General features: G+C 60.6%; 25 protein-coding genes. 11 read left to right on the top strand and 14 right to left on the bottom strand.

Annotation, left to right across the window (positions count from 1 at the left end):
• Positions 1 to 6: 6 nt before the first annotated feature.
• Positions 7 to 1,053 (bottom strand): M4 family metallopeptidase, encoded by a 1,047-nt coding sequence (locus ACMYUN_RS03560; RefSeq protein ID WP_039762235.1) that lies wholly within the window; start codon positions 1,051 to 1,053, stop codon positions 7 to 9.
• A 133-nt stretch (positions 1,054 to 1,186) separates the two neighbouring features.
• Here ACMYUN_RS03560 and ACMYUN_RS03555 point away from each other — a divergent pair, with 133 nt between their 5' ends.
• Positions 1,187 to 1,525 carry an FKBP-type peptidyl-prolyl cis-trans isomerase gene (locus tag ACMYUN_RS03555; protein WP_041477007.1) on the top strand — a complete coding sequence of 113 codons (339 nt, stop codon included), beginning with the start codon at positions 1,187 to 1,189 and terminating at the stop codon, positions 1,523 to 1,525.
• Between the two features lie 118 nt (positions 1,526 to 1,643).
• Here ACMYUN_RS03555 and ACMYUN_RS03550 read toward each other — a convergent pair whose 3' ends face one another.
• From ACMYUN_RS03550 to ftrA, 3 genes are all read right to left on the bottom strand, one after another.
• A complete protein-coding gene (locus tag ACMYUN_RS03550) occupies positions 1,644 to 1,952 on the bottom strand; it encodes a helix-turn-helix domain-containing protein (protein ID WP_415762897.1) in 309 nt (102 codons plus the stop codon).
• 3 nt (positions 1,953 to 1,955) lie between these two features.
• Positions 1,956 to 2,279: a type II toxin-antitoxin system RelE/ParE family toxin gene (locus ACMYUN_RS03545; protein ID WP_415762895.1), complete on the bottom strand. Its 324-nt coding sequence runs from the start codon at positions 2,277 to 2,279 to the stop codon at positions 1,956 to 1,958.
• A gap of 193 nt (positions 2,280 to 2,472) precedes the next feature.
• Positions 2,473 to 3,462 carry a transcriptional regulator FtrA gene (gene ftrA / locus ACMYUN_RS03540; RefSeq protein WP_415762894.1) on the bottom strand — a complete coding sequence of 330 codons (990 nt, stop codon included), beginning with the start codon at positions 3,460 to 3,462 and terminating at the stop codon, positions 2,473 to 2,475.
• Positions 3,463 to 3,563: 101 nt separating this feature from the next.
• Here ftrA and ACMYUN_RS03535 point away from each other — a divergent pair, with 101 nt between their 5' ends.
• The 4 genes from ACMYUN_RS03535 (at position 3,564) to ACMYUN_RS03520 (ending at position 7,284) form a co-directional block, all read left to right on the top strand.
• Positions 3,564 to 3,992, top strand: a complete 429-nt coding sequence (locus ACMYUN_RS03535; protein WP_415762893.1) for a rhodanese-like domain-containing protein — start codon at positions 3,564 to 3,566, stop codon at positions 3,990 to 3,992.
• Positions 3,993 to 4,269: 277 nt separating this feature from the next.
• Entirely contained in the window at positions 4,270 to 5,049 is a 780-nt protein-coding gene (locus tag ACMYUN_RS03530; RefSeq protein ID WP_415762892.1) for an ABC transporter substrate-binding protein, read from the top strand.
• 201 nt (positions 5,050 to 5,250) lie between these two features.
• A complete protein-coding gene (locus tag ACMYUN_RS03525) occupies positions 5,251 to 6,363 on the top strand; it encodes a succinylglutamate desuccinylase/aspartoacylase family protein (RefSeq protein WP_415762890.1) in 1,113 nt (370 codons plus the stop codon).
• A gap of 204 nt (positions 6,364 to 6,567) precedes the next feature.
• Positions 6,568 to 7,284, top strand: a complete 717-nt coding sequence (locus ACMYUN_RS03520) for an alpha/beta hydrolase (RefSeq protein ID WP_415762889.1) — start codon at positions 6,568 to 6,570, stop codon at positions 7,282 to 7,284.
• On the opposite strand, the gene ACMYUN_RS03515 is transcribed toward ACMYUN_RS03520, so the two are convergent.
• Both ACMYUN_RS03515 and ACMYUN_RS03510 read right to left on the bottom strand, forming a co-directional pair.
• Complete coding sequence (locus ACMYUN_RS03515) at positions 7,274 to 7,831, bottom strand: hypothetical protein (protein WP_415762888.1); 558 nt, start codon at positions 7,829 to 7,831, stop codon at positions 7,274 to 7,276. The genes ACMYUN_RS03520 and ACMYUN_RS03515 overlap by 11 nt on opposite strands.
• Before the next feature lie 84 nt (positions 7,832 to 7,915).
• The gene (locus ACMYUN_RS03510; RefSeq protein ID WP_415762887.1) at positions 7,916 to 8,689 is read right to left on the bottom strand and encodes a hypothetical protein; all 774 of its coding nucleotides are present in this window, start codon (positions 8,687 to 8,689) and stop codon (positions 7,916 to 7,918) included.
• A gap of 146 nt (positions 8,690 to 8,835) precedes the next feature.
• Here ACMYUN_RS03510 and ACMYUN_RS03505 point away from each other — a divergent pair, with 146 nt between their 5' ends.
• The 4 genes from ACMYUN_RS03505 to ACMYUN_RS03490 all read left to right on the top strand — a co-directional run bounded on the left by ACMYUN_RS03505 (position 8,836) and on the right by ACMYUN_RS03490 (position 13,031).
• Complete coding sequence (locus tag ACMYUN_RS03505) at positions 8,836 to 9,372, top strand: chalcone isomerase family protein (protein WP_415762886.1); 537 nt, start codon at positions 8,836 to 8,838, stop codon at positions 9,370 to 9,372.
• A 146-nt stretch (positions 9,373 to 9,518) separates the two neighbouring features.
• Entirely contained in the window at positions 9,519 to 10,838 is a 1,320-nt protein-coding gene (locus tag ACMYUN_RS03500) for an Nramp family divalent metal transporter (protein WP_415762885.1), read from the top strand.
• 154 nt (positions 10,839 to 10,992) lie between these two features.
• Positions 10,993 to 12,213 (top strand): putative DNA modification/repair radical SAM protein, encoded by a 1,221-nt coding sequence (locus tag ACMYUN_RS03495; protein WP_039762216.1) that lies wholly within the window; start codon positions 10,993 to 10,995, stop codon positions 12,211 to 12,213.
• Positions 12,210 to 13,031, top strand: coding sequence for a TIGR03915 family putative DNA repair protein (locus ACMYUN_RS03490; RefSeq protein WP_415762883.1), 822 nt, complete (start codon positions 12,210 to 12,212; stop codon positions 13,029 to 13,031). Before ACMYUN_RS03495 ends, ACMYUN_RS03490 begins: the two co-directional genes overlap by 4 nt.
• A 153-nt stretch (positions 13,032 to 13,184) precedes the next feature.
• Here the strand turns inward: ACMYUN_RS03490 and ACMYUN_RS03485 are convergent, their stop codons facing one another.
• The 5 genes from ACMYUN_RS03485 to ACMYUN_RS03465 all read right to left on the bottom strand — a co-directional run bounded on the left by ACMYUN_RS03485 (position 13,185) and on the right by ACMYUN_RS03465 (position 19,399).
• On the bottom strand, positions 13,185 to 14,204 hold the full coding sequence (locus ACMYUN_RS03485; RefSeq protein WP_039762213.1) for a branched-chain amino acid aminotransferase: 1,020 nt from the start codon (positions 14,202 to 14,204) through the stop codon (positions 13,185 to 13,187).
• A gap of 244 nt (positions 14,205 to 14,448) precedes the next feature.
• Positions 14,449 to 15,822 carry a dihydrolipoyl dehydrogenase gene (lpdA, locus tag ACMYUN_RS03480; RefSeq protein WP_415762882.1) on the bottom strand — a complete coding sequence of 458 codons (1,374 nt, stop codon included), beginning with the start codon at positions 15,820 to 15,822 and terminating at the stop codon, positions 14,449 to 14,451.
• A 6-nt stretch (positions 15,823 to 15,828) separates the two neighbouring features.
• The gene (locus tag ACMYUN_RS03475) at positions 15,829 to 17,103 is read right to left on the bottom strand and encodes a dihydrolipoamide acetyltransferase family protein (RefSeq protein WP_415762880.1); all 1,275 of its coding nucleotides are present in this window, start codon (positions 17,101 to 17,103) and stop codon (positions 15,829 to 15,831) included.
• Entirely contained in the window at positions 17,104 to 18,162 is a 1,059-nt protein-coding gene (locus ACMYUN_RS03470; RefSeq protein ID WP_039762207.1) for an alpha-ketoacid dehydrogenase subunit beta, read from the bottom strand.
• 1 nt (position 18,163) lies between these two features.
• A complete protein-coding gene (locus tag ACMYUN_RS03465; protein ID WP_101162558.1) occupies positions 18,164 to 19,399 on the bottom strand; it encodes a 3-methyl-2-oxobutanoate dehydrogenase (2-methylpropanoyl-transferring) subunit alpha in 1,236 nt (411 codons plus the stop codon).
• Positions 19,400 to 19,584: 185 nt separating this feature from the next.
• Here ACMYUN_RS03465 and bkdR point away from each other — a divergent pair, with 185 nt between their 5' ends.
• The gene (gene bkdR, locus ACMYUN_RS03460; protein ID WP_039762201.1) at positions 19,585 to 20,073 is read left to right on the top strand and encodes a Bkd operon transcriptional regulator BkdR; all 489 of its coding nucleotides are present in this window, start codon (positions 19,585 to 19,587) and stop codon (positions 20,071 to 20,073) included.
• A gap of 127 nt (positions 20,074 to 20,200) precedes the next feature.
• Entirely contained in the window at positions 20,201 to 20,917 is a 717-nt protein-coding gene (locus tag ACMYUN_RS03455; RefSeq protein ID WP_415762877.1) for a class I SAM-dependent methyltransferase, read from the top strand.
• A 14-nt stretch (positions 20,918 to 20,931) separates the two neighbouring features.
• Here the strand turns inward: ACMYUN_RS03455 and ACMYUN_RS03450 are convergent, their stop codons facing one another.
• The 3 genes from ACMYUN_RS03450 to ACMYUN_RS03440 all read right to left on the bottom strand — a co-directional run bounded on the left by ACMYUN_RS03450 (position 20,932) and on the right by ACMYUN_RS03440 (position 23,568).
• Positions 20,932 to 21,180 carry a DUF6555 family protein gene (locus ACMYUN_RS03450; protein WP_310409244.1) on the bottom strand — a complete coding sequence of 83 codons (249 nt, stop codon included), beginning with the start codon at positions 21,178 to 21,180 and terminating at the stop codon, positions 20,932 to 20,934.
• 212 nt (positions 21,181 to 21,392) lie between these two features.
• The gene (locus ACMYUN_RS03445) at positions 21,393 to 22,325 is read right to left on the bottom strand and encodes an MBL fold metallo-hydrolase (protein WP_415762875.1); all 933 of its coding nucleotides are present in this window, start codon (positions 22,323 to 22,325) and stop codon (positions 21,393 to 21,395) included.
• Positions 22,326 to 22,365: 40 nt separating this feature from the next.
• Positions 22,366 to 23,568 (bottom strand): NAD(P)/FAD-dependent oxidoreductase, encoded by a 1,203-nt coding sequence (locus ACMYUN_RS03440; RefSeq protein ID WP_415762873.1) that lies wholly within the window; start codon positions 23,566 to 23,568, stop codon positions 22,366 to 22,368.
• Positions 23,569 to 23,674: the final 106 nt, after the last annotated feature.

The raw sequence follows: 23,674 nt of genomic DNA, 5'->3' as shown, positions 1-23,674 counted from the left end.
CTCGGATTATTCGATGCCGACCTGTGCCCAGGCTTGCTGCACTGAGCCGGCTGCTTCGGCGCCGAAGCGCTGAGCAGCGTGGTCGATGGTCAATTTTGCAAACGCGTCGAACGTTGCCTCTTGGCTCAAGCGGTTGTCGCATAGTGTGTCGTACCAGATGCGTCCGGCTTTTTCCCAAGCAAAGCCGCCAAATGCTCGGGCTGCCAGGTAAAACGCGCGGTTGGGAATGCCGGAGTTGATGTGTACGCCGCCATTGTCTTCGCTGGTGATGACGAACTTGCGCATATGGTCCGGCTGCGGGTCCTTGCCCAGCAGCGGGTCGTCATATGCCGTGCCGGGGTGCGACATCGAGCGCAGGCCCTTGCCCTGGATCTTAGGCATCAGCAGGTCGGCGCCTATCAACCAGTCGGCCTGCTCGGCGGTTTGACCGAGGGTGTATTGCTTGGTCAAGACACCGAACACGTCTGACAGCGACTCGTTCAACGCGCCGGACTGGTTGGCATAAATCAGCCCGGCTTCGCTTTCGGTGACGCCGTGAGCCAATTCATGGCCGATGACGTCGAGCGAGCGGGTGAAGCGCTGGAAGATTTCGCCATCGCCGTCACCGAAGACCATCTGCGCACCGTTCCAGAATGCGTTCTCGTAGCCCTGGCCGTAATGCACGCTGCCGATCAGCGCGAAACCTTGATTGTCGATCGAGTCGCGACCGAGCACTTTCCAGAAGAAATCATAGCTGGCGCCCAGCGCATCGTAAGCCTCATCGACCGCCGGATCGCCCGACGCCGGCTGGCCCTCGAGACGCACCGGCATGCCCGGCAAGAGCATTTTGTTCTGCGCATCATGCACGCTGCGCCGGGCCAGGCCAGGCTTGGTCGCCTCCGGCAGAATCGCGCGCGCCGGCGGCTGCGAAGGGCGGCCGGGATTGGGCAGCAGACTGCGCACGTGGTTGAGCGTCTGCATCGCGGCGCTGCGCTGCGGCTCCGAACCGTGAGCAATGATTCGGTTGAGGATGTAGGGCGGGATGAAACTGCGCAGCAATCGAGAGTCGGTCATCAAAGCATCCTTGTCGTCATACGATGTCGATACACATGTGAGCGGTAAGGCGTGTTTTCGGTTCCATGGATTGCCATCGGCAACGGATTCTGCGAAAAACGCCGCCTGCAAATATCTCAACAGAGCCAACGACATGACAGACGAACTGCAAATCATCGACCTGCAACCGGGCGACGGCAAAGCCGCGGTGAAGGGCGCGCTGATTACCACCCAATACACCGGTTGGCTGGAAGACGGCACTGAATTCGACTCGTCCTGGAGCCGGGGCAAACCGTTTCAGTGCGTGATCGGCACTGGACGCGTGATCAAAGGCTGGGATCAGGGCCTGATGGGCATGCAGGTCGGCGGCAAACGCAAACTGCTGGTACCGGCGCATCTGGGGTACGGCGAGCGGACCATGGGCAAGATTCCGCCGAATTCGAATCTGGTGTTTGAGATTGAGTTGTTGGAGGTTTTGACGCGGGAGGATTGAAGGGGAGGAATCATCCAGCGGAACGCCTGTGCAGCTGGATGATGTCGATGGTTAGCTACGAAGTTGAATGCTATTCAACTCCCTCGATTTCCCCGCTCGGATGCTAGGGTGGACATTGTCAGGCCCATTGCAACGGGGCTGAAGGAAAGCAAATGTCCACCTCCAGCCTTGCAGCAGCTGACAGGTTGACCAGTGCATCGAGCGAGAATTTGTCGATTTTCCCATTGAGTACATCATTAAGGCGTGGCTGCGAGATTCCCAATCTTTGTGCCGCGTCCTTTTGAGGCAGCTCCCACGCTCTAATGGTCTCGCAAAGCGAACGCATGAGCTTGGCTCGCAAACGCATGTTGGCAGCTTCCTGAGGCGTGTCCTCCAATGCATCCCATACACTGGAAAATTGTTGGGATGAGTCTTGATGTTCCTTCATGGCTTAACCTATTTCCTGATATCTGGCCCGGGCCAGTTCGATATCTCTGATTTCCGTTTTACGTGTGGTTTTGTGCATGGCGTGAAGCACATAGATTGCTTCAGGTCGATTGACTACATAAAACACGCGAAACGCCCCTGAGTCCTCAGTGATCCTGATTTCGTTGACACCGCGTCCTACGGTTTTCATAGGGCGCCAATCGAGAGGGTCATCACCCTGTTGCAACAGGTCCAGCTGAAACCCCGCCGCCCTGCGGGCATCAACCGGAAACGCTTTGATATCTTTCAACGCGCTCCCCACGAACACCACATCCTTGTGTTTCTGCATCGGCTAGTCCTGTGTCAAAAGGAAAAGCGTAATAGCTGAACGTAAGCGGCGACGGTGAGTTGTATTGCAAGAAATGCCCGTCCACGTTTGATTTTCAGGTTATATCAGAACCAATATAAAGCAAGCCGCATTTTTCCGTTTTACAATTTTCCCCGCCGAGCGTTTCCGCCGTCCTCGCCGTCAACATCAGCGCTTAAAACGCCGTGGGATGGAGCGAAAGCTTGTTGCTTCGCCCAAACCGCTCCCTATAAACCGACGGCGGTACGCCCACCACGCTACGAAACGCCACACGAAAACTCTCCACCGAGCGATAGCCGCAGCGTTGGGCGATCTGCTCGGTGTGTTGGTGGGTGCTCTCGAGCAGCTCACGTGCCCGCGCCAAGCGTTCATGTTGCAGCCAGGTTTTCGGCGATTGGCCGCTGGCTTCGGTGAAGCGCCGCAGAAACGTGCGCTCGCTCATCGCCGCTTCACTGGCCAGATCACGGACTTCGAGTGGTTCGTGCAGGCGTTCGCGGGCCCATTGCATGACGCGCGACAGGTCGCTGCGCGGCGTCGGGCTGACCGGGGTGGGGATGAATTGGGCCTGGCCGCCGGTGCGTTGCGGCGACATGACCAGGCGCCGCGCGACGGCGTTGGCGACCTGCGTGCCGAAGTCACGGGTTACCAGGTGCAGGCAGGCGTCGATGCCGGCGGCGCTGCCGGCGGAGGTGATCAGTTGACCGGCGTCGACGTAGAGCACGTCTGGATCGACCTCGATCGCCGGGTAGCGTTGCGCCAGTTCACCGGTGTAGCGCCAGTGCGTGGTGGCGCGGTGGCCGTCGAGCAGACCGCTGGCGGCGAGGACGAACACGCCCGAGCAGATCGACAGCAACCGCGCGCCTCGGCCATGGGCCTGACGCAATGCGTCGATCAGCGCTGACGGCACCGCGGCGTTGCGATCGCGCCAGCCGGGAATGACGATGGTGCGTGCATCGGCGAGCAGTTCCAGGCCACCATCGGCCAGCACCTGAATCCCGCCCATGGCGCGCATCGGGCCTTGATCGACCGCCGCAATCGCATGCGCGTACCAAGGGAAGTCGAACTCTGGCCGCGCCAGGCCAAAGATCTCCACGGCGATGCCGAACTCGAACGTGCAGAGGCCATCGTAGGCCAGAATGGCAACCAGATTGGGCTGAGTGAGCATTTGGCGGAAAACTCCCGGTCGGTGTCTTGCGCGCCACTGTAGCGGTAAGCGCCGTCTCGATAAAGTCTGTTCACACCTCACAGACAAAGGAGCAACACAGCATGACCAGCCTGGTTCGCGAAATTCCCGCCGCGCCTTCGGCGATTGCCCTGATGCATTTCAGCAATCGTCTGACCTTCGAAACCGATTGTTCCGACGTATTCAGTAGCCACCAGGCCGGGGAGGTCGATTTTGTTCTGGTGGACGTGCGCGGCCCGTTGGCGTTCGAGCGCGGCCATGTGCCCGGCGCGATCAATATCCCGACCCGCTTGCTCACGGCGGAGCGCTTGGCCGATTACCCGAAACACACTTTGTTCGTGGTCTATTGCGCCGGACCGCATTGCAACGGCGCGAACAAGGCTGCGGTGAAATTTGCCGCGTTGGGCTATCCAGTCAAAGAGATGATCGGCGGCGTCACCGGATGGCTGGATGAAGGTTTCAACCTCAACGCGGCGGCAGTCGCCAACACACCCGTCGCCTGCGAATGCTGATCTCTCCGTAGGCGCAGCCTTCGGCAGCGCCTGCAGGGGAAACAACATTTTTTGCTCTGCAAACAGTCTTGTCCTACAGCCTTCGCACCGCCACGGCGCACGCGTTGATCCTCGTCAATGCGTGCGCCGATGTTCTGTAAGTATTTGTCGCTTAAAAACAATTGCCCCCGTGCGCGTCGCCATAGACTGCCGACCACTTCGGTTTTTGCCGTTAGAACGCCATGACCGAATGCTGAATCGAAAGCTGCCAATAAAAGCCTCCGCACGGGAGTAATAAATGAAAAAGCTAGTGATGTTCGGTGCCCTGGCACTGTCGATGTTGTCCCTGACCGCTGTGGCGGAAGACGCCAAGCCGATCCGCATCGGTATCGAAGCCGGTTACCCGCCATTCTCGATGAAAACCCCTGACGGCAAACTCACTGGTTTTGACGTGGACATCGGCGATGCGCTGTGCGCGCAGATGAAGGTCAAATGCACGTGGGTCGAGCAAGAGTTCGATGGCCTGATCCCGGCACTGAAAGTGAAGAAAATCGATGCGATCCTGTCGTCGATGACCATCACTGACGATCGCAAGAAAAACGTCGATTTCACCATCAAGTACTACCACACCCCGGCGCGCTTCGTGATGAAGGAAGGCTCGGGCGTGAAAAACCCGCTGACCGAACTCAAAGGCAAGAAAGTCGGTGTGCTGCGCGCCAGTACTCACGACCGTTACGCGACCGAAGTGCTGGTTCCGGCCGGGATCGAACTGGTGCGCTACGGCTCGCAGCAGGAAGCCAACCTCGACATGGTTTCCGGACGTATCGACGCGATGCTCGCTGACTCGGTCAACCTCAGCGACGGTTTCCTGAAAACCGACGCCGGCAAAGGCTTCGAATTCGTCGGCCCGACTTATGAAGACGCCAAATACTTCGGCGGCGGTGCTGGCATTGCCGTGCGCAAGGGCGATACCGCGCTGGCTGAGCAGTTCAACAAAGCCATCACCGAAATCCGCGCCAATGGCGAGTACAAGAAAGTCCAGGACAAGTACTTCGACTTTGACGTGTACGGCCATTAATACGCCGTGAAAAAAAGTGGCCCCGTTTGCGCGGTGGCCATTTTTTTATGTTTTCGTTGTACTGATAGAGATCCATTGTGGGAGCGAGCTTGCTTTCGAATGCGGTTTAACATTCAGCATCTATAGTGGCTGACACATTGCATTCGCGAGCAAGCCCGCTCCCACAGGGGACCTGTGTGATGCAGATATGAGGAGTCAACAATGCAACGCATCGACCACGTTCTGCCCTGGAGCCATTTGGGCAGTGAGCGCTCGCTCAGCGTGTTCCGTTACGGCGCTGGCAGCCGCAAGGTGTATATCCAGGCCAGCCTGCACGCCGATGAACTGCCGGGCATGCGCACCGCATGGGAACTCAAGCTGCGTTTGAACGAACTGGAGCAGCAGGGCCGTTTGCAGGGCGTTGTCGAACTGGTGCCGGTGGCCAATCCGATTGGCCTGGATCAGCATCTGCAAGGCAATCACATGGGCCGCTTCGAACTGGGCAGCGGCAAGAATTTCAACCGCGCATTCGTCGAGCTCAGCGCGCCGGTAGCGGCGCTCGTTGGCGAGCGTCTGGGCGCGGATGCCGAGGCCAATGTCGCGCTGATTCGCCAGGCCATGGCTCAGGTCTTCGAGGAACTGCCGACTCCGGCCTCGCAACTGGAAGCCTTGCATCGCCTGTTGCTGCGCCACGCCTGCGACGCCGACATCACCCTCGATCTGCATTGCGATTTCGACGCTGCGATTCACCTCTACGCGCTGCCGCAACACTGGCCGCAGTGGCAGTCTCTTGCGGCGCGACTAAAGGCCGGCGTAGCTTTGCTCTGCGAGGATTCCGGCGGCAGCTCGTTCGATGAATCGTGCTCGACACCGTGGTTGCGTCTGGCCAAAGCATTTCCTCATGCGGCGATTCCGCCGGCGAACCTGGCGACCACGCTGGAGCTGGGCAGCATGGGCGACACTCGTGTCGATCAGGCTCAGGCCAACTGCGAAGCGATTCTTGGCTTCCTCGCCGAGCAGGGCTTCATCAGCGGCGACTGGCCGGCGGCGCCGAGCGAATGTTGTGAAGGTCTGCCGTTTGAAGGCACCGAATACCTGTTCGCCCCGCACCACGGCGTGGTCAGTTTCTTGCGCAATGCTGGCGAGTGGGTCGAGCAGGGCGACGCGCTGTTCGAGGTTGTTGACCCGTTGCAGGATCGCGTGACCACCGTGCGCGCCGGCACCAGCGGGGTGCTTTTTGCGATTGATCGCGGGCGTTATACCGAGCCGGGGATCTGGCAGGCGAAAGTGGCGGGGCGGGTGCCTTTTAGAACCGGGAAGCTGACCAACGACTGATGGCTCTTCGCTGAATTTGCTGACCCCATCGCTGGCAAGCCAGCTCCCACAGGGTTGCGGTTGATCTCAAATTTTGGAGACGCCGCAATTCTTGTGGGAGCTGGCTTGCCAGCGATAGCGGCATTAGCCACAGCACAAAATTTGGATCCTCAGCCGAGAATGTTAGGCTCCCCGCGAACCCGACACTCTGTGAAGGAAGGCTTTATGTTGAAACTATTCGCCCTGCTGACCCTGCTCGCATCCACCGCCGTCCACGCGCAAACCACCCTGCAATCCGATCTGCCACTCAAATACCTCGAACAGGTCCACGCCGACGCCGAACCACGTCCGCTGGTGATTTTCCTGCACGGCTACGGCAGTAACGAAGCCGATCTGATCGGCATGAAATTTCAGCTGCCGGCGCAGTACAACTACCTTTCCGTGCGCGCGCCGATGACGTTGGGTGAAGGACGTTACCAGTGGTTTCGCAAGAAGGGCGAAGGTGCCTACAACGGCGAGACCGATGATCTGAAGGTCAGCGGTCAGAAACTGCGCGACTTTATCGCCCAGGCGGCGAGGAAATATCACGCCGCGCCGGACAAGGTTTACCTGATCGGCTTCAGCCAGGGCGCGATGATGAGCTACGAAGTCGGCCTGCGCGCCCCGGCGGCCGTGGGCGGCTTTGCCGCGTTGAGCGGGCGCTTGTTGCCGGTGCTCAAAGCCGAACTCAAGCCTGGCCAACCGCCGCTGCCGCTGAGCATCTTTATCGGCCACGGCACTGCCGATGACCCGGTACCTTACCGCCACGGCACCGAGGCCAATGCGCTATTGCAGAAACTCGATTACAAGCCCGAGCTTCACGCGTATCCGGGCGTCGGCCACAGCATCAGTTCGGCCGAATTGCGCGATCTGAATGGCTGGTTGCAGCGGCTCAATCCTTGACGATGGCTTTAACCAGGGCATCGTGACCTTTCTTGTCGCTGGCACGGGAAATCACCTGCACCAACGCCATCTTCGTTCCGGAGCCGGCCAGCAGCGTGGTGTTCAGGGTCTGGCCACCGCCTTGGGTGGCGGTGCTGTCAACCTGGCGCAGGCCGAGGCCGGTGCCTTTCTGGGTCAGGCTTTTCTCGCTGAGCTTGTTGAAGTCCGGCAGGGCCTTGCGCTGATCGTTGATGAAACTCGACACGCTGCCGTCGAGAAACTCACCGTCGTTATCCTTGACGTTCTGCCCGGCCGGGATCTGGTTTTCGGCGGCGATGACCACGGTTTTGGTGGTCTGGTTGGTGTACATCGTGCCCTTGGCCCCGCTTGGGCTGGCGGGCAACGGGTCGGCGACAAAGCCTTTGGGCAGGACGAAGGCAAACTTGCCGTCAAGCAGCGAGACCTTCTCGGTTTTGACTTTTTCCTTGGCGGCGTGTGCGTTGATCGCGGCGAAACCGGCGACGGCCGCCAGCATCAGGACGACGGCTTTTTTGCTCAACAATGACATCTGAATCTCCGGGAAATGGTCGCGCGAGGCGGGCGATCATCCCACGGAGCACACCGGGCGTTCCAGCGCGATTCGTCCGGGCGGTTATTGCGCTTGCGCTTTGGCCACTGGCCGCGCCAGCAGACGCCTGGTCACCCCGAGCATCGCTACCGACACCGCTACGCCTGCCACGAAGCCGCTGAGGCCCATGCTCGGCAGCGTCAAGGCCGACACCAGGCAGAACGCCGAAAACGAATACATGCCGGTCGCCGTTGCGCGCAATAACGCAGCGGTGAAGGCCGGACCGCGGGTTTGTTGCGAGAACACCGCCATCACACTGCCCAGCACCGGGAACACCGCCAGCAGCCCGGTCCAGCGTTCGCCGACAGTGCTGGCGAGCATCGTCACCACCAGTGTCAGCGCCGCGCCGGCAATCATTCGCCAGATCAGTTTGTCCGACTTCGGTGCTGGCCCGTTCAACACCGGCTGCACCTCCGGGAACAGATAAGGCGAAGCGAGCAGTGCCACCGCTGCCGCAATCACCGAGAACGGCAAGGACGCCGGAATGACCGACAACACCGCCGCCAGTACGCCCCAAACCGCCAGCGAAATCGTCAACGCCCATGGCCAATTGGCCCGCTGCGCCACCTGCGCATAGGTGATGCAGAACGCAATCATCGCGAACATTGCCGACAGCGCCGCCACCGCCGATTGCGCGGCAAACTGCGGCCCTTGTTCGATCGCCAGAAAGAACAGAATCGGCCCGACCACCACCGGCAATCCCGACAGCCATCCGGCCACGCTCGGCCCCCAGCGTTTGCCCGCCAGGGAAATCAGCAGGAGAAAACCGGGAATCAGCAGCAGTTTGAGGATCAGCACGCGGGTGTCTCCGTCGGATCAGAATGAGCCACGTTAGCACTGCCGACTGAAGATTGCTGCCCATGTTCGCAATTTTTGTATACAAAAATTCAGGTGCGAATCCAGCTATGCTTTGCTCATCAGCAGCCAGCGGAGACGATACGGCGATGAACAGAACACCGAAGCTCGTACGTGGCTGTTGTGGCATCGGCTTGTGGGCACTGTTGCTGACGCCGACGTGGGCCAATTGGCAGGACGCAGTGCCAGGGGCGCAAATCATTGGCAGCGGCGATTTCAGCGTGTTCGGCTTCGATGTTTACAGCGCGCGCTTGTGGAGTGCCGCGCGGCCTCTGGCGGACGGCCAGCCGTTTGCCCTGGAGCTGATCTACCGGCGCAAAATCTCGCGAGACGATCTGGTCAGCACCAGCGTCGAAGAAATCAAACGCCTTGCCGGTCCCCGGGTCACTTCTGCGCAATTGGCTGGCTGGCAGACGCAAATGCAGCAATCGTTTGTCGACGTGCAGGCCGGCACGCGGATTACCGGTGTGTATCTGCCGGGGCAGGGCGCGCGGTTTTTTGTCGGCCAGAAGCTTCAGCATGAGATCGAGGATCCGCAGTTTGCCAAGGCGTTTTTTGATATCTGGCTGGACCCGCGTACGCGCAGTCCCGAGTTGCGCGAGCAGTTACTGGGCGGGAACCGATGAGATCAGAGGATCGCAACCTTCGGCTGCTCCTGCAGGACATCGCCTTACCCATGCAGGAGCTGCCGAAGGCTGCGATCTTTGCTCTTCAAGGCTTTGGGCGAAACGACTAAGCTGCCGGGCTCCCGTGTTTGTTTCTGGATGTGTGCGTGAAATTCAGTTTGCCCAAAATCGCCACCGCGCCGTTTTGTCCACCGGAAGTCGCCGGTAGCGTCGCGGTCGATCCGACTGCTTCCTTCTTCAAACGTGTGCTGCGCTTCGCCGGCCCCGGTTTGCTGGTGTCGATCGGCTACATGGACCCGGGCAACTGGGCCACCGCGATCGAGGCCGGTTCGCGCTTTGGCTACAGCCTGTTGTTCGTGGTGTTGCTGGCGAGTCTGGCCGGCATGGTGGTGCAGTGCCTGTGCTCGCGGTTGGGCATCGCAACCGGGCGCGATCTGGCGCAGCTGTCCCGTGAGCGCTACAGCACGCCGACCGCGCGTTTGCAGTGGGTCTTGGCGGAAATCTCGATCATCGCCACCGACCTCGCCGAAGTGCTTGGCTGCGCCTTGGCATTTCACCTGCTACTCGGCTGTTCGCTGACCTTCGGCATCGCTTTGACGGCGTTCGACACGCTGCTGGTGCTGGCCCTGCAAAACCGTGGTTTCCGCCGTCTCGAAGCGATCATGCTGGTGCTGGTCGCGACTATCGGCGTGTGTTTTTTCGTTGAGCTGTTGCTGATCAAACCCTACTGGCCAGACGTCGCGATGGGCTTCAAACCGTCGCTGTCGGCTATTGGCGATGCTGCGCCGCTTTATCTGGCCATCGGCATCCTCGGCGCCACAGTGATGCCGCATAACCTTTATCTGCACACTTCGATCGTGCAGACGCGGATGATCGGCAAGGATCTGGCGAGCAAGCAGGACGCGGTGAAACTGGCGCGGATCGACACCATCGGTTCGCTGGCCTTGGCGTTGTTGGTCAACGCGGCGATCCTGATTCTCGCCGCGGCGGCGTTCCACCAGTCCGGACATACCGATGTGGTCGACATTCAGGACGCCTATCACTTGCTCGATCCGCTGGTGGGCGGTGCGCTGGCGAGTGTGTTGTTCGGTGTGGCACTGCTGGCGTCCGGGCAGAGTTCGACGTTCACTGGGACCATCGCCGGTCAGGTGATCATGGAGGGCTATCTGAACCTGCGCATCCCGTGCTGGCAGCGGCGGCTGATCACTCGTGGCCTGGCGCTGATTCCGGCGTTCATTGGCGTCTGGTTGCTCGGTGACGGCGCGATCGGCAAGTTGCTGGTGTTAAGCCAGGTCGTGCTCAGCCTGCAACTGCCGTTCGCCCTGTACCCGTTGATCCGCATGACCAACGACCGACAATTGATGGGGCCGTTCGTCAATCGCTGGCCGACGCGGGTGCTGGCGTGGGGGCTGTTTGTGTTGATCAGCGGGGCGAATGGCTGGTTGATCCTGCAGTGGGCGGTTTGATCACTGAGTTGCGGTGACTGGCAGGGCCTCTTCGCGAGCAGGCTCGCTCCCACACGCCGCAAACTGGATGGCCAGCCGACGAGGGGTCATCCGTCAACTTGTTTCGCGGCGGTCGAGCCTATACTGTATATGCACACAGTAAAGAGCCCGTGCCATGCAAATCATCGACAAGCTCAGCATCCTCGCCGACGCCGCCAAGTACGACGCCTCCTGCGCCAGCAGCGGTGCGCCCAAACGCAGCTCCGAGGGCAAGAGCGGGCTAGGTTCGACGGATGGCATGGGCATTTGCCATAGCTACACGCCGGACGGGCGCTGTGTGTCGTTGTTGAAAATCCTGCTGACCAACTTCTGCCTTTACGATTGCCAGTACTGCGTCAATCGCCGTTCCAGTGATGTACCGCGTGCGCGCTTCACCCCGGAAGAAGTCGTGACGCTGACCATGGATTTCTACCGGCGCAACTGCGTCAGCGGCCTGTTTCTCAGCTCCGGGATCATCCGCTCGGCAGACTACACCATGGAGCAACTGGTGCGCGTCGCCAAGTTGCTCCGCGAAGAGCATGAGTTTCGCGGCTACATCCATTTGAAGACCATTCCCGAAGCCGATCCTGCCTTGATCGAAGAAGCCGGGCGTTATGCCGACCGTCTCAGCGTCAACATCGAACTGCCCACCGACGCCAGCCTGCAGACGCTGGCGCCGGAGAAGGACATCACTTCCATCAAGCAAGCGATGAACACCATCTACACCGGCGTGCAGACAGTGTTGAACGAGCCGCGCTCGGCCAAGTTCGCCCCGGCCGGGCAAAGCACGCAATTGATTGTCGGTGCCGATGACACCGATGACAGCACCATCCTGCACAGCGCCCAGTCCCTGTATGGCAACTTCCGTCTGCGCCGGGTTTATTACTCGGCGTTCAGCCCGATCCCCGACAGCCCGAAAAGCGTACCGCTCGCCGCGCCGCCGCTGATGCGCGAGCACCGTTTGTACCAGGCCGATTTCCTCCTGCGCAGCTATGGCTACAGCGCAGATGAATTGCTCAAAGGCCCGGGCAATCTGGCGCTCGACATCGACCCGAAGCTGGCTTGGGCCCTGGAAAATCGCGAAGTGTTCCCGCTGGACCTCAATCGTGCCGACGCGTCATTGATCGCACGCATCCCCGGCATTGGCTTGCGCACCACCGAGCGCCTGGTCGAGCTGCGCCGCCAGCGCCGCATCCGTTACGAAGACGTAGCACGGATGCGCTGTGTGCTGGCCAAGGCCAAGCCGTTCATCATCACCAGCGATTACCACCCGCAACAGGCGGAAGTCACCAGCCACATGCTCTACCAGCAATTGCGCGACCGGCCGATGCCGCAGCAGATGGGGTTGTGGGGATGATCAGTCTCGATTGCGACGATCCGTTCGACAGCTGGCGCCAGCAGGCGCGCTGGTTGCTCAGCCATGAAATCGATCCAAGTCTGGTGAGCTGGGCGGCGGAAGGCGTTGGCGATCTGTTTGCCAGTGATGATCACGTGCCCGAAGGGCAGGGGCCGTTTCAGGCGCGTATTCCCCGTGCGCTGCTCGACACCCTCGAGCAAGCGTCGCGCTATCGCGGTGAACAGCGCTGGAGCCTGTTGTATGAAGTGCTCTGGCGCGTCAGTCACGGCGACCGCACGGCGATGATGGCCGGCGATAAACTCGGCAGCGAATTGCAGCGCCGTATCAAACAGGTCAGCCGCGAGGCCCATCATCTGCATGCGTTTGTGCGTTTTATCGAGCGGCCGAAGGATCAGCCCGGTCCACAATACGTGGCGTGGCACGAGCCGGCCCATGACATTCTGCACAGCGCCAGCGCGCACTTCATCGGGCGCATGGGCCAGCATCGCTGGTTGATCGCCACGCCGCGTGACGGCGTTTATTACGACGGCGAGCAATTGATTCACGAACGGCAGTGCCCGATCGAATGGCAGCAACTGGCGCAGAACGTCGACGACCCTCACGGCGATTTGTGGTTGACCTACTACAGCCACATCTTCAACCCGGCGCGGTTGAACCCGAAAGTCATGCAGGGGCATTTGCCGGTGCGGTTCTGGAAAAACCTGCCGGAGGGTGAATTGATCCCGGGATTGATCACCCAGGCGCGAATGGGCAAGCAGCAGAATGGGCAGGCGAGTGGGATTGCCAGTCGAGCCGGAAAGCGGATTGCTTTGAAATAGAAGATCAAAAGATCGCAGCCTTCGGCAGCTCACAGAGACCGTGTAGGAGCTGCCGAAGGCTGCGGTCTTTTGATTTTTGGTCTTCTGTAGCCCAGCAAAAAGCCCTCCATTCATCACTCAATGGAGGGCTTTCCAACATCAATAACCGTCAATTCAAACTTTGACGATCCAGCCCGCTGGCGCTTCGATGTCGCCGGTCTGCACGCCAGTCAGCTCTTTGTAGAGCTGCTGGGTCACCGGGCCTACCTCGGTTTCGCTATGGAATACATGCAGATGATCGTTGTAGCTGATGCCACCAATCGGCGTGATCACGGCAGCGGTACCGCAGGCACCGGCTTCCTTGAAGTCCGCCAGTTTGTCGATCAGCACGTCGCCTTCAACCACTTCCAGGCCCAGACGCGATTTCGCCAGCTCGATCAGCGACAGGCGGGTGATGCCTGGCAGGACCGATGGCGAGTTCGGGGTGACGAACTTGTTGTCGTGGGTGATTCCGAAGAAGTTGGCCGAACCGACTTCCTCGATCTTGGTGTGGGTCATCGGATCGAGGTAGATCGCGTCGGCGAAGTTGGCTTTCTTGGCTTTCGAGCCCGGCATCAGGCTGGCGGCGTAGTTGCCGCCGACCTTGGCCGCACCGGTGCCTTGTGGGGCCGCGCGGTCGTAGCTGGAGATCTGGAAGTTGTGCGGGGTCAGGCCGCCCTTGAAGTAGGCGCCGACCGGTATGCAGAAGATCGAGAAAATGAATTCGGGCGCGGTGCGTACGCCGATGTTGTCACCAACGCCGATCACGAACGGGCGCAGGTACAGCGCGCCGCCGGTGCCGTACGGCGGGATGAAACGCTCGTTGGCGCGAACCACGGCTTTGCAGGCTTCGATGAACTGCTCGGTGTCGACCGTCGGCATCAGCAGACGCGCGCAGCTGCGTTGCATGCGCAGGGCGTTCTGGTCCGGGCGGAACAGGTTGATCGAGCCGTCCTTGCAGCGATAGGCCTTCATGCCTTCGAAGCACTGCTGGCCATAGTGAAGGGCAGTGGAGCCTTCGCTGATGTGCAGGACGTTATCTTCGGTCAGGGTGCCTTTGTCCCACTCGCCATCGCGAAAGTACGACAGATAGCGCTTGTCGGTCTTGATGTAGTCAAAACCCAGCTTGTCCCAATTGATGCTTTCGTTACCCATGACACCCTCTATCACTGAACAACCGCCGAAACGGTTCAAGGCTTCTGACGTTTTTTTGGATGGGCACAACAATACTTCATTCTTGAGCGGTTTCGCAGCTTGTGGCGAGGGGATTTATCCCCGCTGGGCTGCGAAGCGGCCCCTTTGGCTCAGATATCTGACGTTCGGCGGTGGCCGATTTTGCGGTTGCTGCGCAACCCAGCGGGGATAAATCCCCTCGCCACAGCGGCATGCGTTGCATCTGTCAAAGGTGCAACGCATGCCCCAGGGCACGCAGCGCCGCTTCCTGCACCGCCTCACCCAAAGTCGGGTGAGCATGAATGGTGCCGCCGATGTCTTCCAGCCGCGCGCCCATTTCCAGGCTTTGCGCAAACGCCGTCGACAACTCGGAAACCCCAACGCCCACCGCTTGCCAACCGACAATCACATGATTATCCCGGCGAGCAACCACGCGCACGAAGCCGCTTTTCGATTCCAGGGTCATCGCCCGGCCGTTGGCGGCGAACGGGAAGCTTGCAACGATGCAGTCCAGCCCGGCAGCCTTGGCCTCGTCCGGAGTTTTGCCGACCACCACCAGTTCCGGGTCGGTAAAGCACACGGCAGCGATCGCGGTGGGGTTGAACTCACGGGTTTTGCCGCTGATCAGCTCGGCAACCATCTCGCCTTGGGCCATGGCGCGGTGCGCGAGCATCGGTTCGCCGCTGACATCGCCAATGGCGTAGACATTACGCATGCTGGTCTGGCAACGGCTGTCGATCCTGATCGCCGAACCGTTCATGTCCAGGTTCAGTGCTTCGAGATTGAAGCCTTGAGTGTTGGGTTTGCGCCCAACAGCGACCAGCACCTGATCGGTTTCCAGGTTCAAGGTTTCACCCTCGGGATCGCGCACCTGCAATGTGCCATCGAAACCCAGCACGCTGTGCTTGAGGTACAGCTTCACGCCCAGTTGCTTCAGCGCTTCATGTACCGGTTGCGTCAGCTCAGCATCGTAAGCGGGCAAGATGCGATCCTGTGCCTCGACCACGCTGACGTCGGCGCCGAGCTTGCGATAGGCAATGCCCAATTCCAGGCCGATGTAACCACCGCCGACCACCACCAGGCATTTTGGCACGGACGTCGGCGCCAGCGCTTCGGTGGAGGAGATGATCGGCCCGCCAATCGGCAGGATCGGCAGGTTGACGCTGGTCGAACCGGTGGCCAGCACCAGATGCTCGCACTGGATGCGCGTATCGCCGACTTCCACGGTTTTGCCATCGATGATTTTCGCCCAGCCGTTGACAACCTGGACCTTGTTCTTCTTCAGCAGTGTCGCGACACCAGTGGTCAGGCGATCAACGATGCCGTCCTTCCACTCGACGCTTTTGCTGATATCCAGGGTCGGCGCGGCAACGTTGATGCCCAACGCCGAATGCTGGCTGTGATGCTGCGTCTGGTGAAACTGCTCAGCGACATGAATCAGCGCTTTTGACGGAATGCAGCCGATATTCAGGCAGGTGCCGCCTAACGATTGGCCTTCGACCAGAATGGTCGGGATGCCCAGTTGTCCGGCGCGGATCGCGGCGACGTAACCACCAGGGCCGCCGCCGATGATCAGCAGCGTCGTGTTCAGAGATTGCATGCAGGCTTACTCCACAAACAGAGTGGCAGGTTGTTCGAGCAAGCCACGGATGGCCTGGATGAAGAGCGCCGCATCCATGCCATCGACCACGCGGTGATCGAAGGAGCTGGAGAGGTTCATCATCTTGCGGATTACGACTTGGCCTTTGACGACCATCGGCCGCTCGACGATTTTGTTCACGCCGACAATGGCCACTTCCGGCAGATTCAGCACCGGCGTGCTGACAATCCCGCCCAATGCGCCGAGGCTGGTCAGCGTAATGGTCGAACCGGACAGCTCATCGCGGCTGGCCTTGCCATTGCGTGCGGCGTTGGCCAAACGCGAAATTTCCGCGGCGCTGTCCCACAAGCTGCGCGCTTCGGCGTGACGCACCACGGGCACCATCAGTCCGACATCGCTTTGCGTGGCGACACCAACATGCACCGCGCCGAGACGGGTGATGACTTGCGCTTCGTCGTCATAACGGGCGTTCATCTGCGGGAAGTCGCGCAGGGCCACAACCAGTGCACGGACAAGGAACGGCAATAAGGTCAACTTGCCTCGGCTGGCGCCGTGCTTTTCATTGAGATGCGCACGCAGTTCTTCTATCGCGGTAACGTCGATTTCTTCGACGTAGCTGAAATGCGCGGCACGCTGAGTGGCGTCCTGCATGCGCTGAGCGATCTTGCGGCGCATGCCGATCACTTGAATCTGTTCTTCGTCGTTGCGTTGGGCGTAAGCGGCAGCGGCCGGCGCCGAAGCGTTCGACTGACCTTGCGCCAGATAAGCGTCAAGGTCTTCGTGCAGCACGCGACCGGCCGGGCCGGTGCCGCGAACCAGCCGCAGTTGTATACCCAAATCCAGCGCATGTTTGCGCACGGCCGGCGAGGCGAGCGGGCGTTCGTCTGCTTCGCGAGCAACCATCGGGCCTTGGCAGGCAGGAGCAGGGGCAGGGCGCGGCGCGGCTGCAACAGGTTTGCTCTCCACGACGGCTTCAACTGTCGGCGCAACAGGCTCTTTCGTAACAACAGGCGCGGCGGACTCTTTAAGGTTGCCTGCACCTTCAACTTCGATGCTGATCAGCACACTGCCGACCGCCATCACTTCACCCGGCTGGCCACCGAGCGCAATTACTTTGCCGTGCACTGGCGAAGGAATATCGACCATCGCCTTGTCGGTCATCACATCCGCCAGCACCTGGTCTTCAACCACCAGATCGCCCACCTTGACGTGCCACTGCGACAGTTCTACTTCTGCGATGCCTTCGCCGATGTCCGGCATCTTGATAACGTGCGTGCCCATTCAGACCTCCATGACCCGTTTCAACGCCGCACCCACTCGGGACGGCCCTGGGAAATACGCCCACTCCTGCGCGTGCGGGTAGGGCGTGTCCCAACCGGTGACGCGTTCGATCGGCGCTTCCAGGTGATGGAAGCAATGCTCTTGCACCAGCGACACCAGCTCGGCGCCGAAACCGCAGGTGCGCGTGGCTTCGTGAACCACCACGCAGCGACCGGTTTTCTTCACCGATTTGACGATGGTGTCCAGGTCCAGCGGCCACAGGCTGCGCAGGTCGATGACCTCGGCATCCACGCCTGACTCTTCGGCAGCCACTTGCGACACATAAACGGTGGTGCCGTAAGTCAACACCGTCACATCTTTGCCCGGACGAGTGATCGCGGCGACGTCCAGCGGCACGGTGTAATAGCCATCCGGCACTTGCGCGGCAGGGTGTTTCGACCACGGGGTTACCGGGCGGTCGTGATGGCCATCGAACGGGCCGTTGTACAGGCGTTTCGGCTCGAGGAAGATCACCGGGTCATCGTTTTCGATGGAGGCAATCAGCAGGCCTTTGGCGTCATACGGGTTGGACGGCATGACGGTGCGCAGACCGCAGACCTGAGTGAACATCGCCTCGATGCTCTGGCTGTGGGTCTGGCCGCCATAGATGCCACCCCCGCAAGGCATGCGCAGGGTCATCGGCGCGGTGAACTCACCGGCCGAGCGATAACGCAGGCGTGCCGCTTCGGAAATGATCTGGTCGGAGGCGGGGTAGACGTAGTCGGCGAACTGGATTTCGGCAACCGGACGCAAACCGTAGGCGCCCATGCCGACGGCCACGCCGACGATGCCGCTTTCCGAGATCGGCGCGTCGAACACCCGCGAGGTGCCGTACTTGGTCTGCAGGCCTTCGGTGCAGCGGAACACGCCGCCGAAGTAGCCGACGTCCTGACCGAAGACGACGACGTTGTCATCGCGCTCAAGCATCACATCCATGGCCGAGCGCAGGGCCTGGATCATGGTCATGGTGGTCGTGGTCATGGCGGTTTCCAACTGAATATTGTTGTTGTGATCGTTCATGTCAGATCCCCAACTGCTGACGCTGGCGCTTCAAGTGCTCCGGCATCTCTTTGTAGACGTCTTCGAACATGGTCGCGGCGCTCGGAATCTGGCCGCCGGCGAGGGTGCCGTACTGTTCGGCCTGTTTCTGCGCGGCGATCACTTCGGCTTCGAGTTCGGCGCTAACGGCGGCGTGCTCTTCTTCGGACCAGTGGCCGGCCTTGATCAGGTGCTGTTTCAGGCGCGCAATCGGATCGCCGAGAGGGAAGTGGCTCCAGTCATCGGCAGGGCGGTATTTGGAAGGATCATCGGAAGTCGAGTGCGGGCCGGCGCGGTAGGTGACCCATTCGATCATGGTCGGGCCGAGATTGCGCCGGGCGCGTTCGGCAGCCCAGGCGGAAGCGGCATAGACCGCGTAGAAGTCATTGCCGTCGACACGCAGCGAAGCGATGCCGCAACCGACGCCGCGTCCAGCGAAAGTCGTAGCCTCACCGCCAGCAATGGCCTGGAAGGTGGAAATTGCCCACTGGTTGTTGACGACGTTGAGGATCACCGGCGCGCGGTATACGTGGGCGAAGGTCAGGGCGGTGTGGAAGTCGGATTCGGCGGTGGCGCCGTCACCGATCCACGCCGAGGCGATTTTGGTGTCGCCCTTGATCGCCGAAGCCATGCCCCAGCCGACACCCTGAATGAACTGGGTGGCGAGGTTGCCGGAAATGGTAAAGAAACCGGCGTCCTTGACCGAGTACATGATCGGCAACTGGCGGCCCTTGAGCGGGTCGCGCTCGTTGGACAGCAGTTGGCAGATCAGGTCGACCAGCGGCACATCGCGGGCCATCAGGATGCTTTGCTGGCGGTAGGTCGGGAAGCACATGTCATCAATGTTCAGCGCCAACGCCTGGGCGCTGCCGATGGCTTCTTCGCCGAGGCTCTGCATGTAGAACGACATCTTTTTCTGGCGCTGGGCGACGACCATGCGGTTGTCGTAGATGCGCGTCTTGAGCATCGCGCGCATGCCTTTGCGGAGGATCTCGACCGGCACGTTTTCAGCCCATGGGCCGAGGGCGTTGCCCTGATCGTCGAGCACGCGAATCAGGCCTCGCGCCAGGTCGGCGGTGTCGGCAGGTTCTACATCGATTGGAGGTTTGCGCACCGTACCGGCATCGGTCAGATGCAGGTAGGAAAAGTCGGTTTTACAGCCGGGACGGCCCGAGGGTTCAGGGACGTGCAGGCGCAGCGGTTCATACGCTTGGGTCATGGCTTCTACGCTCGATCTTGTGAATTTCTTGTAGTGAGCTGGCAGTCATTCCTGGGTAGAGGAAATCTTGTCCTACAACAATCATAGGCGCGGCCAAGAAGAATATTTCTCTGTGTTTCGTTGCGCTGGCGACCATTTGCAGATAGAAATTCTGCATAAACATAAAAAACAGGTGGTTTTGTCTCATGCGCAAACTGGACCGTACCGATATCGGCATTCTCAACAGCCTTCAGGAGAACGCGCGCATCACCAACGCCGACCTCGCCCGCTCGGTGAACCTGTCGCCGACGCCATGCTTCAATCGGGTCAAGGCCATGGAAGAATTGGGCCTGATTCGCGAACAGGTCACGCTGCTGGATGCCGATCTGCTGGGGCTGCATGTGAATGTGTTCATTCACGTCAGCCTGGAGAAACAGGTGGAAGAGGCGCTGCAGCATTTCGAGGAAGCGATCTCGGATCGCCCCGAGGTCATGGAGTGCTACCTGATGGCCGGCGATCCGGATTATCTGATCCGCGTGCTGGTGCCGAGCATCCAGTCGCTGGAACGCTTCATGATGGATTTTCTGACCAAGGTGCCTGGCGTCGCCAACATCCGCTCCAGCTTTGCCCTCAAGCAGGTGCGCTACAAAACTGCGCTGCCCTTGCCGGCCAATGGATTGACGTTAGGCACCTGAGCGGCCCGGCAGACCTGACGACGGCGGGCCGGCGTATTCCCCAACGGAATATCCCCCATGAAATCATTGGATTTTTCTTCTGTTCGCTCATGGCGTAGCGTGCCCGTGAAGGACAAGGAGAATCACCATGACTCAACCCGCCATCGATCCCGCCGGCAAATTCGACAACTCCAGAGCCAATGAATACGCCAGGCAAAGCCGGATTGCCCTGGCCGGCTACGATGCCTGTCACGATCTTTCCGCCTGCATGCTGGCCGCCAGCCTCGGCCCGTCGCGTCCGGCAAAAGTGCTGGTGGTGGGCGCAGGTGGCACGGCGCAGGAAATCATCGCCATGGCCGCGCTGGAGCCAAGCTGGAATTTCACTGCAGTCGATCCTTCCGAGCCGATGCTGGATGCCGCCACCGAGCACTTGCGCGCCAATGATTTGCTGCACAGAACCCGAATACATCTCGGCCATGTCGAAGACTTGCCGGCAGACGCGTCCTTCGATGCCGCGACGCTGATCGGCGTCCTGCATCACTTGGGCGGCGACACGGCCAAGCAACAGATCCTGCAATCCATTCACGCCCGGCTCAAACCTGGCGCGCCGTTGATCGTCGCTGGCAATCATTACGCTTACGAAAGTCAGCCGTTGCTGCTGCAAGCCTGGAGCCAGCGCTGGCGACAGCAGGGCGCCACCGCCGAGGAGGTGCAGGCGAAACTCGGGAAGATTTTGCAGGGCGCTGATCCGCCGCACTCGGAGGCGGCGGTTCAGGCGTTGTTGCATGACGCGGGGTTCGGTGAGGCGACGCGGTTTTTCAGCAGTCTGTTCTGGGGCGCCTGGCTGACATGCAGAGTCGCTTGAGCCGCGCCGTTTGACTATGCCTCCGTCCAGTTCAGTGCTGCGGTTTCGCGCCACTTCACATCAGTGATGCCGTAGCGCTCGGCCTGGGGTTTGGAAACGACTTTCAACGGCGGTTTGCCCGGTTTTGGAATCGGCGCAATACCGGCGTCACAGCTCGCCCAATGCCAAGCGTCGGCGTTGCGCATACTCTTGGCGCGGATGACGAATGATTTTGGCTGGTCGTGCAGTTTGTATTCGATGACGAAAATATCGGTGCTACGCATGAGTTCCTCCTTACGCTCATACGTAAATGATTTTGTCCGACAAAAAAAATTCAAAGGATTTTCTGATCAGGTGATCAGCGAAACGAAACGCTCTGGAACGCGGTTCTCCAAGGATTCTCAGGATCTGGAAAACCTTGCCGGCGCAGTCACTTCAGGTCGCCCGCAACAGCTTCGCCCGGCAAGTGGCCGGGCGACGCTTTTCAGACCCGCAATCAGTAATCCCAGATCGCCGGAATCCAGCGGAACGCATCGCCATTGACCGCCACTCGGCCCACCGATGGGAAGGCCAGATGCGTGGCGACGAACAGTTCGCCGCTGGCGGCGGCTTCCCTGAGCATGCGCACTCGGACTTCCACCGATTTCGCCGGATCGTGTTCGAAACCGTTGTGCCAATCAGGATGATCGAACGCCACCGGGAACAGCGCATCACCGGCGAAGGTCAGGCGCTCGCCGCCGGAGTTGACGTAGACCACGCAGTGGCCAGGCGTATGCCCGCCGGTGAGTTTGGCGACCACGCCGGGAGCAACCTGGCATTCGTCTTCAAAGATCTGCAGCTTGCTTTCATAGTGAACGATGAACGCGTTGGCAGTGCTGCGCAGGACGTCCGGCACAGGCGCGGGCATGTCGGTGTAGGTGAAGTCCGGCGTGGTCCAGAAATTCACTTCGGCGGCGGTGACGTGGATACGCACGTCTTCACGCAGACGACTTTTCACCGAGTCGACCAGCAGGCCGCCGATGTGGTCCATGTGCATGTGGGTGATGACGATATCGGTGATATCAGCGAGGTCCACCCCGGCAGCGGCCAGGCGCTTGGGAAACTGCCCGGCGCGCGGGAAACCGGGGAACTGACCACCGAGACCAGCGTCGACGAGGATGACTTGCTCGCCGCTGCGCACCACCAGCACGTTGAGCGCCCAGTCGAACGCATCGGGGCCCAGGTACATTTCCTTGAACCAGGCGGCTCGGTCGGCGGGATCGGCGTTGGTCGACATGGTCTGGGTCGGCAACGGCAGCACGCCATCGCTGATCACCATCACATCGATGTCGCCCAGGCGCAGAGCGTAGCGCGACGGCACCAGTTCTTCGCTCGGGCTTTGCAGGGCTACCGCGCGGTTGGCGGTGAAGGAATCCAGATGCAGGGTCATGGTGTTCTCCTTGTTCTCAGGGCTAAAACGCAGGGTGAAATCAGGCAACCGGGATCAGCGGGTCGGCGGCCGCGAGGGCAGCGCGACGATCGGCGGCGGGCGGGTAGATCCACACCGTGTTGATTTGCGTCTTCAGCTCTTTGGCTTCGGCCCTGACCAGTTTTAGCTGACGATCCCAGCCTTCGGTGTACACCGCGCCCCAGGCGCCCAGATCCAGGCAAGTCACGTACTTGGGCTGGCGGTACATTGTCGGGGCGACGCCGAGCAGATCGGCGGCGGCGTTGTTGCCGGCATAACGGCCCAGGCTGATCGCATGCTGGCAAGACATTGCCGCGTAGTTGCCGAGGTCGTCAGTGGCGGCGCGAGCGACATCACCGGCGGCAAATACATGATCGATGCCTTGCACCTTGAGGTTGCCGTCGACATGCAGGCGGCCTTGGCCATCGCGTTCGGCGTCGAGTTGTTCAGTGAGCGGGCTGGCGCGGAAACCTACGGTCCAGATCACGGTGTGGCTTTCGATGTGGCGGCCATCGGCGAGGGTGACGCCATTGGCATCCACGGCAGCAACGCTGGCGTCGACGATCCATTCGATACCCAATTCATTGGACGCCTCGATGATCGATGGACGAATACCGTCGCCCATGGTCGCGGCGATGTCCTTGCTGCGATCGACAATGATCACGCGCAGATCTTGATCCTCACCGAGAATCGCGCGCAGGCGCGCCGGCATTTCCGTCGCGGTTTCAATCCCGGTGAAACCACCACCGGCGACCACCACGGTGTTGCGCGCAACGCTGGCCGGTTGGTCGGCGAGGGCGATGAGATGGCGTTCCAGACGCGCCGAGGATTCGATCTGATCGACATCGAACGCATGCTCCTTGAGCCCTGGAACCGGCGGCCGTGCGAGCTGGCTGCCGCTAGCGAGAACCAGCCGGTCGTAGCTCAGTTGACCCGGACGCCCGGCCTCGTCGCGGTAACCGATTTGGCGCGCCTCGGCGTCGATGCTGTCAGCGGTGCCTTTGACGAAACGCACACCCACCGCATCGAACAGCGCGTCGAGCGGCGCGTACATGCTGTGCACATCCGGCTCGTAGAAGCGCGGGCGAATGCGCAACTCGGCTTGCGGGGCGAGCAAGGTGATCTCGACATCCTGACGGTCATGCATATCCAGCAAACGCGCAGCGCTCAGCGCACTCCACAGCCCGCCGAACCCCGCACCGATCACCAATAATTGCTGTTTCATAATGTGCTCCCTGACGCTGATGGATGGATGACACCTGAGCCCGACGCGGACTCTGGCGTGACGATCACTGGCCGCCGCAACTGGTTGCCGTACTGCCTGGCGCTCA

Source organism: Pseudomonas sp. CP4 (assembly GCF_047758505.1).
GTDB classification, from domain to species: Bacteria; Pseudomonadota; Gammaproteobacteria; order Pseudomonadales; family Pseudomonadaceae; genus Aquipseudomonas; species Aquipseudomonas fluorescens_AO.
This window is presented reverse-complemented; position numbering and strand designations above follow the sequence as displayed.

Excerpts from the sequence above, each read along its gene's own strand:
- ACMYUN_RS03450 (WP_310409244.1), bottom strand. The coding sequence starts at position 21,180 with ATGCGTAGCACCGATATTTTCGTCATCGAATACAAACTGCACGACCAG.
- ACMYUN_RS03545 (WP_415762895.1), bottom strand. The coding sequence starts at position 2,279 with ATGCAGAAACACAAGGATGTGGTGTTCGTGGGGAGCGCGTTGAAAGAT.
- bkdR (WP_039762201.1), top strand. The coding sequence starts at position 19,585 with ATGCGCAAACTGGACCGTACCGATATCGGCATTCTCAACAGCCTTCAG.
- ACMYUN_RS03445 (WP_415762875.1), bottom strand. The coding sequence starts at position 22,325 with ATGACCCTGCATCTGGATTCCTTCACCGCCAACCGCGCGGTAGCCCTG.
- ACMYUN_RS03475 (WP_415762880.1), bottom strand. The coding sequence starts at position 17,103 with ATGGGCACGCACGTTATCAAGATGCCGGACATCGGCGAAGGCATCGCA.
- ACMYUN_RS03520 (WP_415762889.1), top strand. The coding sequence starts at position 6,568 with ATGTTGAAACTATTCGCCCTGCTGACCCTGCTCGCATCCACCGCCGTC.
- ACMYUN_RS03560 (WP_039762235.1), bottom strand. The coding sequence starts at position 1,053 with ATGACCGACTCTCGATTGCTGCGCAGTTTCATCCCGCCCTACATCCTC.
- ACMYUN_RS03495 (WP_039762216.1), top strand. The coding sequence starts at position 10,993 with ATGCAAATCATCGACAAGCTCAGCATCCTCGCCGACGCCGCCAAGTAC.
- ftrA (WP_415762894.1), bottom strand. The coding sequence starts at position 3,462 with ATGCTCACTCAGCCCAATCTGGTTGCCATTCTGGCCTACGATGGCCTC.
- ACMYUN_RS03485 (WP_039762213.1), bottom strand. The coding sequence starts at position 14,204 with ATGGGTAACGAAAGCATCAATTGGGACAAGCTGGGTTTTGACTACATC.
- lpdA (WP_415762882.1), bottom strand. The coding sequence starts at position 15,822 with ATGCAATCTCTGAACACGACGCTGCTGATCATCGGCGGCGGCCCTGGT.
- ACMYUN_RS03505 (WP_415762886.1), top strand. The coding sequence starts at position 8,836 with ATGAACAGAACACCGAAGCTCGTACGTGGCTGTTGTGGCATCGGCTTG.
- ACMYUN_RS03440 (WP_415762873.1), bottom strand. The coding sequence starts at position 23,568 with ATGAAACAGCAATTATTGGTGATCGGTGCGGGGTTCGGCGGGCTGTGG.
- ACMYUN_RS03470 (WP_039762207.1), bottom strand. The coding sequence starts at position 18,162 with ATGAACGATCACAACAACAATATTCAGTTGGAAACCGCCATGACCACG.
- ACMYUN_RS03530 (WP_415762892.1), top strand. The coding sequence starts at position 4,270 with ATGAAAAAGCTAGTGATGTTCGGTGCCCTGGCACTGTCGATGTTGTCC.
- ACMYUN_RS03555 (WP_041477007.1), top strand. The coding sequence starts at position 1,187 with ATGACAGACGAACTGCAAATCATCGACCTGCAACCGGGCGACGGCAAA.
- ACMYUN_RS03455 (WP_415762877.1), top strand. The coding sequence starts at position 20,201 with ATGACTCAACCCGCCATCGATCCCGCCGGCAAATTCGACAACTCCAGA.
- ACMYUN_RS03515 (WP_415762888.1), bottom strand. The coding sequence starts at position 7,831 with ATGTCATTGTTGAGCAAAAAAGCCGTCGTCCTGATGCTGGCGGCCGTC.
- ACMYUN_RS03535 (WP_415762893.1), top strand. The coding sequence starts at position 3,564 with ATGACCAGCCTGGTTCGCGAAATTCCCGCCGCGCCTTCGGCGATTGCC.
- ACMYUN_RS03525 (WP_415762890.1), top strand. The coding sequence starts at position 5,251 with ATGCAACGCATCGACCACGTTCTGCCCTGGAGCCATTTGGGCAGTGAG.
- ACMYUN_RS03490 (WP_415762883.1), top strand. The coding sequence starts at position 12,210 with ATGATCAGTCTCGATTGCGACGATCCGTTCGACAGCTGGCGCCAGCAG.
- ACMYUN_RS03465 (WP_101162558.1), bottom strand. The coding sequence starts at position 19,399 with ATGACCCAAGCGTATGAACCGCTGCGCCTGCACGTCCCTGAACCCTCG.
- ACMYUN_RS03550 (WP_415762897.1), bottom strand. The coding sequence starts at position 1,952 with ATGAAGGAACATCAAGACTCATCCCAACAATTTTCCAGTGTATGGGAT.